Origin of the sequence: Nitratifractor sp., from assembly GCF_015487065.1 — a bacterium.
Lineage (GTDB): Bacteria > Campylobacterota > Campylobacteria > Campylobacterales > Sulfurovaceae > Nitratifractor.
On record NZ_WFQN01000002.1, the window covers coordinates 1 to 7,006 of the forward strand.

The 7,006-nt window shown below is 54.8% G+C and carries 10 protein-coding genes; 6 read left to right on the forward strand and 4 right to left on the reverse strand.

The window, feature by feature from the left end; translation table 11 throughout:
* Positions 1-113 precede the first annotated feature (113 nt).
* Complete coding sequence (locus F8I07_RS00050; protein ID WP_292654116.1) at positions 114-485, forward strand: YbgC/FadM family acyl-CoA thioesterase; 372 nt, start codon at positions 114-116, stop codon at positions 483-485.
* A 4-nt stretch (positions 486-489) separates the two neighbouring features.
* Here the strand turns inward: F8I07_RS00050 and F8I07_RS00055 are convergent, their stop codons facing one another.
* Positions 490-1,062 carry a ComF family protein gene (locus F8I07_RS00055; protein WP_292654117.1) on the reverse strand — a complete coding sequence of 191 codons (573 nt, stop codon included), beginning with the start codon at positions 1,060-1,062 and terminating at the stop codon, positions 490-492.
* An 83-nt stretch (positions 1,063-1,145) separates the two neighbouring features.
* Between F8I07_RS00055 and F8I07_RS00060 the strand changes: the two genes are divergently transcribed.
* A complete protein-coding gene (locus F8I07_RS00060; RefSeq protein ID WP_292654118.1) occupies positions 1,146-1,433 on the forward strand; it encodes a NifU family protein in 288 nt (95 codons plus the stop codon).
* Here F8I07_RS00060 and F8I07_RS00065 read toward each other — a convergent pair.
* On the reverse strand, positions 1,403-1,771 hold the full coding sequence (locus F8I07_RS00065; protein ID WP_292654120.1) for a methylated-DNA--[protein]-cysteine S-methyltransferase: 369 nt from the start codon (positions 1,769-1,771) through the stop codon (positions 1,403-1,405). The two genes, F8I07_RS00060 and F8I07_RS00065, sit on opposite strands and share 31 nt — an antisense overlap.
* A 9-nt stretch (positions 1,772-1,780) precedes the next feature.
* The gene (locus F8I07_RS00070) at positions 1,781-2,719 is read right to left on the reverse strand and encodes a CAP domain-containing protein (protein ID WP_292654121.1); all 939 of its coding nucleotides are present in this window, start codon (positions 2,717-2,719) and stop codon (positions 1,781-1,783) included.
* Between the two features lie 83 nt (positions 2,720-2,802).
* On the opposite strand from F8I07_RS00070, the gene F8I07_RS00075 reads away from it, so the two are divergent.
* On the forward strand, positions 2,803-3,303 hold the full coding sequence (locus tag F8I07_RS00075; protein WP_292654123.1) for a hypothetical protein: 501 nt from the start codon (positions 2,803-2,805) through the stop codon (positions 3,301-3,303).
* 139 nt (positions 3,304-3,442) lie between these two features.
* On the opposite strand, the gene queC is transcribed toward F8I07_RS00075, so the two are convergent.
* Complete coding sequence (gene queC / locus F8I07_RS00080) at positions 3,443-4,120, reverse strand: 7-cyano-7-deazaguanine synthase QueC (RefSeq protein ID WP_292654126.1); 678 nt, start codon at positions 4,118-4,120, stop codon at positions 3,443-3,445.
* 105 nt (positions 4,121-4,225) lie between these two features.
* Between queC and ybeY the strand changes: the two genes are divergently transcribed.
* From ybeY to ychF, 3 genes are read left to right on the forward strand one after another with little or no spacing between them, the layout of a single operon-like run.
* Positions 4,226-4,654 (forward strand): rRNA maturation RNase YbeY, encoded by a 429-nt coding sequence (gene ybeY, locus F8I07_RS00085; protein WP_292654127.1) that lies wholly within the window; start codon positions 4,226-4,228, stop codon positions 4,652-4,654.
* Complete coding sequence (locus tag F8I07_RS00090) at positions 4,654-5,595, forward strand: calcium/sodium antiporter (RefSeq protein WP_292654129.1); 942 nt, start codon at positions 4,654-4,656, stop codon at positions 5,593-5,595. The genes ybeY and F8I07_RS00090 overlap by 1 nt, the downstream gene beginning before the upstream one ends.
* Positions 5,596-5,648: 53 nt before the next feature.
* Positions 5,649-6,752 (forward strand): redox-regulated ATPase YchF, encoded by a 1,104-nt coding sequence (ychF, locus tag F8I07_RS00095; RefSeq protein ID WP_292654130.1) that lies wholly within the window; start codon positions 5,649-5,651, stop codon positions 6,750-6,752.
* Positions 6,753-7,006 lie beyond the last annotated feature (254 nt).

Consider the following 7,006-nt stretch of genomic DNA (forward strand, 5'->3'; position numbering starts at 1 on the left):
ATGTTCGTCACTTTGAACTCTACTGTCTCCCGGAAATGGCCTCCTACTACAAATCCTCGGGATTCAAAGAGCTCAATCACGAGCTGATATTAATGAGAAAGGACTGTAAGTAGATGAAAATCAGGGTCTATTATGAGGACACCGACGCGGGCGGGATCGTCTACCACTCCCGCTACCTCAACTTCTGCGAACGGGCAAGAAGCGAAGAGTTTTTCCGACGGGGAATGATGCCGGAAGGAGAGGATGGCAGCGGTTTTGTGGTGCGGCATATTGAAGCAGATTTCCTGGGGATGGCAAAGCTGGGGGATTGGCTGGAGGTCCGTAACCGGCTTATGGAGGAAAAACGCAGCAGTGTACTCCTGGAGCAAAAGATCTACCGGGAAGACGAGGAGATTTTTACGATGATCGTGCAACTGGTCTATGTCGTGAGGGGACGCCCCAAGCGGATCCCCGACAATTTGCTGGAGATTATTCGGGCACTCTGATTCTTTATCGCGCGTCGGCAAGCGTCAGTGCAAAGAGGACATTCACGCCGTTCTCACGCAAAACCCGATGTGCCTCCCCCAGGGTGGAACCGGTGGTAATAATATCGTCCAGCAAAACAGCATCGATCCCCGAAGGACCGTTGTAGTGAAAATCCCGGGGGTTCTCCAGACGGAATTGCAAAGAGCGCCCCACATAGTGGACCTGATTGGCTGCCGGCAAGACTCCGTGCAGCGGGGTCAGTCCCGAGACAGCTCCATAGCGGGCCAGGAGCGCTGTATGGGAGTAGCCTCCCCGCGGCCGCTCATCCACGGCAATAATCCTCGCAGGGGCCTCCAACCCTTCGGCAAAGGCTTCCAAAAACGGAGCGATATGCCGCCGCCCGAAATAGCGAAAGAGCCGATAGCCCGCCGGGGTATGCTTGCTGAGCAGAAAGGGTTCGATGTTGCGATAGCGAAAGAGACTCACCACATCCAGACTCCCCACTTTGCGTGTGGAAACCGTCGGAATCAGGAGCTGTTCGTGGCAGGAGCGGCAAATTACCTGCAGACTCCACTTTCGGCAACTGAGACAGCGCATTTTTTTAGCTTCCTTTAAACATCTTTGGTTATATTCTGACAAATTTTCTCAGCAATAAGCCTGAAAAGTAAGGAGTCTTACCGATGATGCCCTTCAGTGATGAAGATCTTTGTGTCGCCGTCAAAAACTTTCTTCCCTCCATCGAAGAGTATGTCAAGTCCCACGAAGGAACCATGGGCTTCAAAGGGATAAAAAACGGGACCGCCTATGTGGAGCTGGGCGGCACCTGTAACGGCTGCTCGATGAGTGTGATGACTACCAAGATGGTGATCCAGAAGAAGCTTCGGGAGCTGATCCATCCTGAGCTCAATGTCGAAAGTATCTTCCCCGGCCAGGAGGATCAACTCCCCGCCGACCTGGTGCAGTGCTGATCCTCGAAACGGTAGAGGATCTTTTCAAAAGCAGTCACCCTCCCCTTTGAAATCTCTACGCCCTCTTTTTTCAGCAGTTCAATTTTGGTCTTGACCCCTTCACCTCCGCTGTAGTTTCCGATGCTGCCGTCGGAGCGGACCACCCGATGGCAGGGGATCTCCGGCGCGAAGGGGTTGCGTCCCACCGCCGTTCCCACGGCACGGACCGCGCCGGGTTTCCCCAGATATTTCGCAATCGCACCGTAGGTGGTCACTTTTCCTTTAGGGATATGCCGCATCGCTTCCCAGACGCTCTGCTGAAAAGGAGTTCCGATTTCATATTTGAAAATATTTTTCAAACCATCCCCCTATTTTCCGGTCTGGAAACTCCAGCTTTTTTGAATTCTCTTCCCATCGACATCCGCTTCAAACAGGACCCGATAGCGGCGTCCGGGTGCCAAGCGTCCCAGAGGGATCAGGGCAAAATCCCCGGGTAAAAGCTTGTGATGAGGATCGTTAACGGCCTGCAGTATACGGGCCTTGACCGCTCTGCCTTTCTCGTCAAAAAGTTCAAAACGGCGCAGTTTCACCCGATGAAAATAGGCGGGATTGAACTGCACCGTGACAGGATAGCCCGCATGGTAGATTCCCGGAATCGGATCCGGGGTCTCCCGGACAAACGCAGTCGGCACATTCCGAGCATCCGCCGGGGGCCAGAGCACGATCCCTGCGTTGCGCCGTTCAACACTTCGCAGAGCCTTTTGAAAACGACTGCGGGGAATCCGGCGGCTCCGGTCGGCGCAGATCCCGTAGACGTAGCTGCCGTTACCGGAGAGGCTCCCCCCGCTGCAAAGTTTTGCTACCGAAGAGGCCCCCATATCATAGACATAGATCCGTCCCTTTCGGTTACCGTATTCACTGCTCCCCATCACATCGATGCGAAAGTCAAGAAAAGCAAGTCGATGGTAGAGCGTCGCCATCAAGATCCGGACCGAATGGGCATAGCTGGAATCACCGTAAGAGATATTCTCTACACCGGCACGGCTGGGATAGCCCGCTCTGACCATCCGATCAAAAGGGGTCCGTCCCGTGTAGTAGGCGCTGCCGGGCCGTTCCAGGTGCCCCTTGCGCCGGAGCCGCCCCAGATATTTGGCATGATGGTAGGCGGAGCGTGAGAGGGCATAGTTATTTTGTAGCGGAATCATTCCGGCACTGCGGCGAACCCCATTGACCGCCGCTACACCACCCTGATCGTAGGCACTCAGCCCCAGGCTCAACAGCAGAATCGTGATAAACGTTTTGATCATATTTGTTCCTATATTTTATAATATTACAAGCAGATATTTTCCATTTTTTTCGATAGAATAACACAAAAATTTTCGGAGTAGTCATGAAGAAGACGCAGTGGAGCCTATGGATCATCAGTTGGGGAATCGCCGGCATCCTAGGGGGCTGTGCCTCCTCCGTCCCCTGTAGCCCCGACGCGATCCGTGCCGGGCACGTCTGCTATGGAGGACACGATTTCGGACAAAATACCGATCCCGACTACCGGCAAGGTGTACAAGACGGCTGCGAAACCGGCAAAGGATACTTCCGCAAAAACTATGCCCTCGCCCGCCGTTCCGCCCTCTATGCACAGGGATGGATCAAAGGGCGCACGGTTTGTCGCCCTGCAGATTGGAGTGACAGCCCTACCTACTCTTACCATCCTCTTCCTGACGGCAAAGTACATCACACTCCCCGCCACTCCGATTCAAAAGAGCGACACTCATCCCTCACCCCCCCTCAGGAGAATGAGAACTCCCCTCTCCTTCTTGCTTTCCCTGAGGAGCACGACTCTCAATCATCTTCGGCAACCGATACACCGGAGGTGATCCGCTATCCGGAATAACAATCGAGTATCCTGGAAAAACCTTTCGTCATTCCGGGATTGACCCGGAATCCAGGGCTTCAATACCCATCACACCGTGGATCTAGCATTAAGTTCGAGATGACGGAAATGGATTGAACCGTTTTTTCAGAAGGATCCATCAACTTTTTGTAAATGTCGCATAACGGATCGGATCACTGACCCCCGCTTCCCGAAAGCCCTGCAACCGCAACCGGCAGCTGTCACAGACTCCGCAGGCCGCTTCCTCTTCCCGATAGCAGCTCCAGGTATGCCCCAGATCCACCCCGATCTCCAGCGCCTTGGAGACGATCTCGGACTTTTTCAGATGGACCAGCGGCATCTTGATCGTGATCTTCGTCTCCTCTTTGGTCCCCAGGTTGATCGCTTTTTCCATCGCCCGGATGTAGCTCTCGCGGCAGTCGGGATAGCCGCTGCTATCCTCCTCCACTACGCCGATGACAATCGCCTCGGCACCGTGTTTTTCAGCAATCGCCGCGGCGATGGAGAGAAAGATCCCGTTGCGAAATGGCACATAGGTCACCGGAACGCCCGGTTCAATCCCTCCTGTGGGGACCTCAATGGATCGGTCCGTCAGCGCCGAAGCTCCGATCTGGGTAAAAAAGGGCAGATCGATCTCATAGCGCTCCTCTGCCTCCAGATCCTCGGCCAGGAGGCGGAAACACTCCCGCTCTTTGCCTTCGGTCCGCTGACCGTAGTTGAAGTGTACGGCGATGATCCCGTACCCTTCTCTCTTCGCCAGGGCGGCACTGACCGCACTGTCCATACCGCCGGAGATGATGCAGACCGCTTTGGGCATCTCTGCCTCCTTTTAATATTTTATAATATGTCACAGGATTTTCTTTGGCTTGTTTCCTCGCTGAGAAAGAACGATTTTACACTATTTTGGGTAAAATCTGCTTCCATGATAACCGTTGACAACCAAACCGACACCCCCATAGAGACCGCACATCTGGAGCCCATCGCTGAAGCATTGACACCCCGGGAGGTAGAACTAACCCTCTGTGACGACGCGGCAATCCGCATTCTCAACCGTGAGCACCGGCATATCGATAAAGCCACGGATGTCTTGAGCTTTCCCCTGGAGGGGGATCTGCCGGGACAGCCCTTGGGCTCCCTCGTCATCTCCCTCGACCACGTCCATACCCGGGCGCAGGAGCTGGGCCATGCCCCCGAGGAGGAGCTGGCGCTGCTCTTTATCCACGGACTGCTGCATCTGCTGGGCTACGACCACGAAACCGATCGGGGAGAGATGCGTGCGGAAGAGGCCCGACTGATCCGGGAGTTCGGTCTGCCCGAGAGTCTGATCGTCCGAACCGAAGGAACCGTCTGATGGATTACCTTATTTTCGTCATCTCCCTGGCGGCCTTGATCTGGGGAGCCGATCTGCTCATCGCCCAAAGTGAACGGATCGCCCTGCGTTTCAATATCTCCGAATATGTCATCGGGGCCACTCTCATCGCCCTGGGGACCAGTCTGCCGGAGATGGCCGCCTCCATCGCTGCCAGCCTCGATCACAAACCTGAAATTGCTGTCTCCAATGTCATCGGTTCCAACATCCTCAACATTACCCTCGTCCTGGCAGGAGTCTTCCTTCTGGCCAAAAAGATCACCCCCCACCGGGATTTTTTTGCCAAAGACAGCTCCTGGGCCCTCTTCCCGGTCCTGATCTTCGTCGTGATGGCTCAGCAGGGGGTCTTCGACCGTTTTGACGGATTTCTGCTCCTGATGATCATGGGGGCCTATCTGCTTTTTCTCCGAAACAACGGTCCGGAGATCCTTGCTCTCGAAGAGGGGGAGATCGAAGAGGTGGAGACGGCACCCTTCTCCTGGCTGCGAGTGGGGCTTTTCCTCTTCATCGGCTTTCTCCTGGTGATCGTCGGAGCGGAATTTACTATCGAAAGCGCTTCCAGTATCGCCAGAAGCCTGGGCGTCAGTGAATGGGTCATCGGCATCGTGATGATCTCCCTGGGAACCTCCATGCCCGAGCTCATCGTCTCCATTATCGCCGCCCTCAAAGGCAAAGCCGACATGGCCATCGGCAATATCATCGGCTCCAATATGGCCAATATCACCGTGGTTTTGGGGAGTGCCGCTATCGTCAATGATCTCAAACTCGACTTCTCCAAATACCTTTTTGATATCGGTACTATGGTCGCCGCCACGTTGATGCTGGTCTTTATCACCGCCAACAAAATGTACTCCAAACCCGCCGGAATCAGCCTTCTGGTTCTGCTGGCCCTCTTTCTCAAACATACCGTCGCCTCTCTTTGACCTATGGGATTGGATATAATGGCGCCAAAATTTACCCCGAAGGAAGATTGAATATGGGCTTAGGAATCGGACTGGTAGGACTCCCCAATGTAGGAAAATCCACCACCTTCAACGCACTGACCAAGGCGCAAAACGCTGAAAGCGCCAACTACCCCTTTTGTACCATCGAACCCAACAAAGCCGTCGTCCCCGTCCCGGATCCGAGACTCGAAGAGCTGGCCAAGATCGTCAACCCGGAGCGGATCCAGTACTCCACCCTCGACTTTGTCGATATCGCCGGTCTGGTCAAAGGCGCCAGCAAGGGCGAGGGGTTGGGAAACAAATTCCTCTCCAACATCCGAGAAACGGAACTGATCCTTCAGATCGTCCGCTGCTTCGAAGATGAGAACATCACCCATGTCGAGGGCTCCATCGACCCGGTCCGGGACATCGAGATCATCGAAACTGAGCTACTCCTGGCCGACATGGAGAGCCTGGAGCGCCGGATCGCGGCGCTCCAGCGCAAGGCCAAAGGCAACGACCGGGAAGCCAAACTTCAGCTCCCCGTCGCCGAAGCGCTCCTGGCGCACCTGGAAGCGGGACAGCCCGCCGCCACCTTCCCGGATCAGGAGAACGAAGGCTTCAAAATTCTCGACCGGGAGCTGCGGCTGCTGAGCTCCAAAGAGATCGTCTACGGCGCCAACGTGGACGAAGAGGGACTGGCGGAGGACAACGACTATGTCAAAGCCCTCAAAGCTTACGCCGAAGAACGCAACCGGGAAGTGATCAAACTCTGCGCCAAGATCGAAGAGGAGATGGTGGAGTTCGACGAAGAGGAGAAGAAGGAGATGCTCGAATCCCTGGGTGTCGAGGAGTCGGGGCTGGATCAGATCATCCGCAAAGGCTTCGAGAAGCTGGGGCTCATGAGCTACTTCACCGCCGGGGTCAAAGAGGTGAGAGCCTGGACCATCAGACGCGACACCACCGCCCCCAAAGCCGCCGCAGTGATCCACAACGATTTCGAAAAGGGCTTCATCCGCGCCGAAGTAATCAGCTACGAAGATTTCGTCAACTACGGCGGCGAAGCCGGTGCCAAAGAGGCAGGCAAGATGCGACTGGAGGGCAAGGATTACATCGTCCAGGACGGCGATGTAATGCACTTCCGTTTCAATGTCTAAGCGAAGGGAGTGCCTTCGTGTCATTGGTCATTGCCCATTCGTCATGGGGAAACTTGTATGATCGAACCTTTATTCCCAATGACCGGTGACCGGTGACGAATAACTTTAACAAACAAGGCTTCATAGATATGAAAAAAAACCTTTCTCTATTTCTCGCCCTTACAACCGTCATCTTCTCTCTCTCCGCCTGCTCCGGCGGCAAAAATCGAAGCAGCTTCCTCAAGGAACATGTCAGCGACTACAACATCACCGAG

Bases quoted from the DNA above. Each gene is read 5' to 3' on its own strand.
- ychF (WP_292654130.1), top strand. From the start codon at position 5,649: ATGGGCTTAGGAATCGGACTGGTAGGACTCCCCAATGTAGGAAAATCC.
- queC (WP_292654126.1), bottom strand. From the start codon at position 4,120: ATGCCCAAAGCGGTCTGCATCATCTCCGGCGGTATGGACAGTGCGGTC.
- F8I07_RS00075 (WP_292654123.1), top strand. From the start codon at position 2,803: ATGAAGAAGACGCAGTGGAGCCTATGGATCATCAGTTGGGGAATCGCC.
- F8I07_RS00050 (WP_292654116.1), top strand. From the start codon at position 114: ATGAAAATCAGGGTCTATTATGAGGACACCGACGCGGGCGGGATCGTC.
- F8I07_RS00055 (WP_292654117.1), bottom strand. From the start codon at position 1,062: ATGCGCTGTCTCAGTTGCCGAAAGTGGAGTCTGCAGGTAATTTGCCGC.
- F8I07_RS00060 (WP_292654118.1), top strand. From the start codon at position 1,146: ATGATGCCCTTCAGTGATGAAGATCTTTGTGTCGCCGTCAAAAACTTT.
- F8I07_RS00070 (WP_292654121.1), bottom strand. From the start codon at position 2,719: ATGATCAAAACGTTTATCACGATTCTGCTGTTGAGCCTGGGGCTGAGT.
- F8I07_RS00090 (WP_292654129.1), top strand. From the start codon at position 4,654: ATGGATTACCTTATTTTCGTCATCTCCCTGGCGGCCTTGATCTGGGGA.
- ybeY (WP_292654127.1), top strand. From the start codon at position 4,226: ATGATAACCGTTGACAACCAAACCGACACCCCCATAGAGACCGCACAT.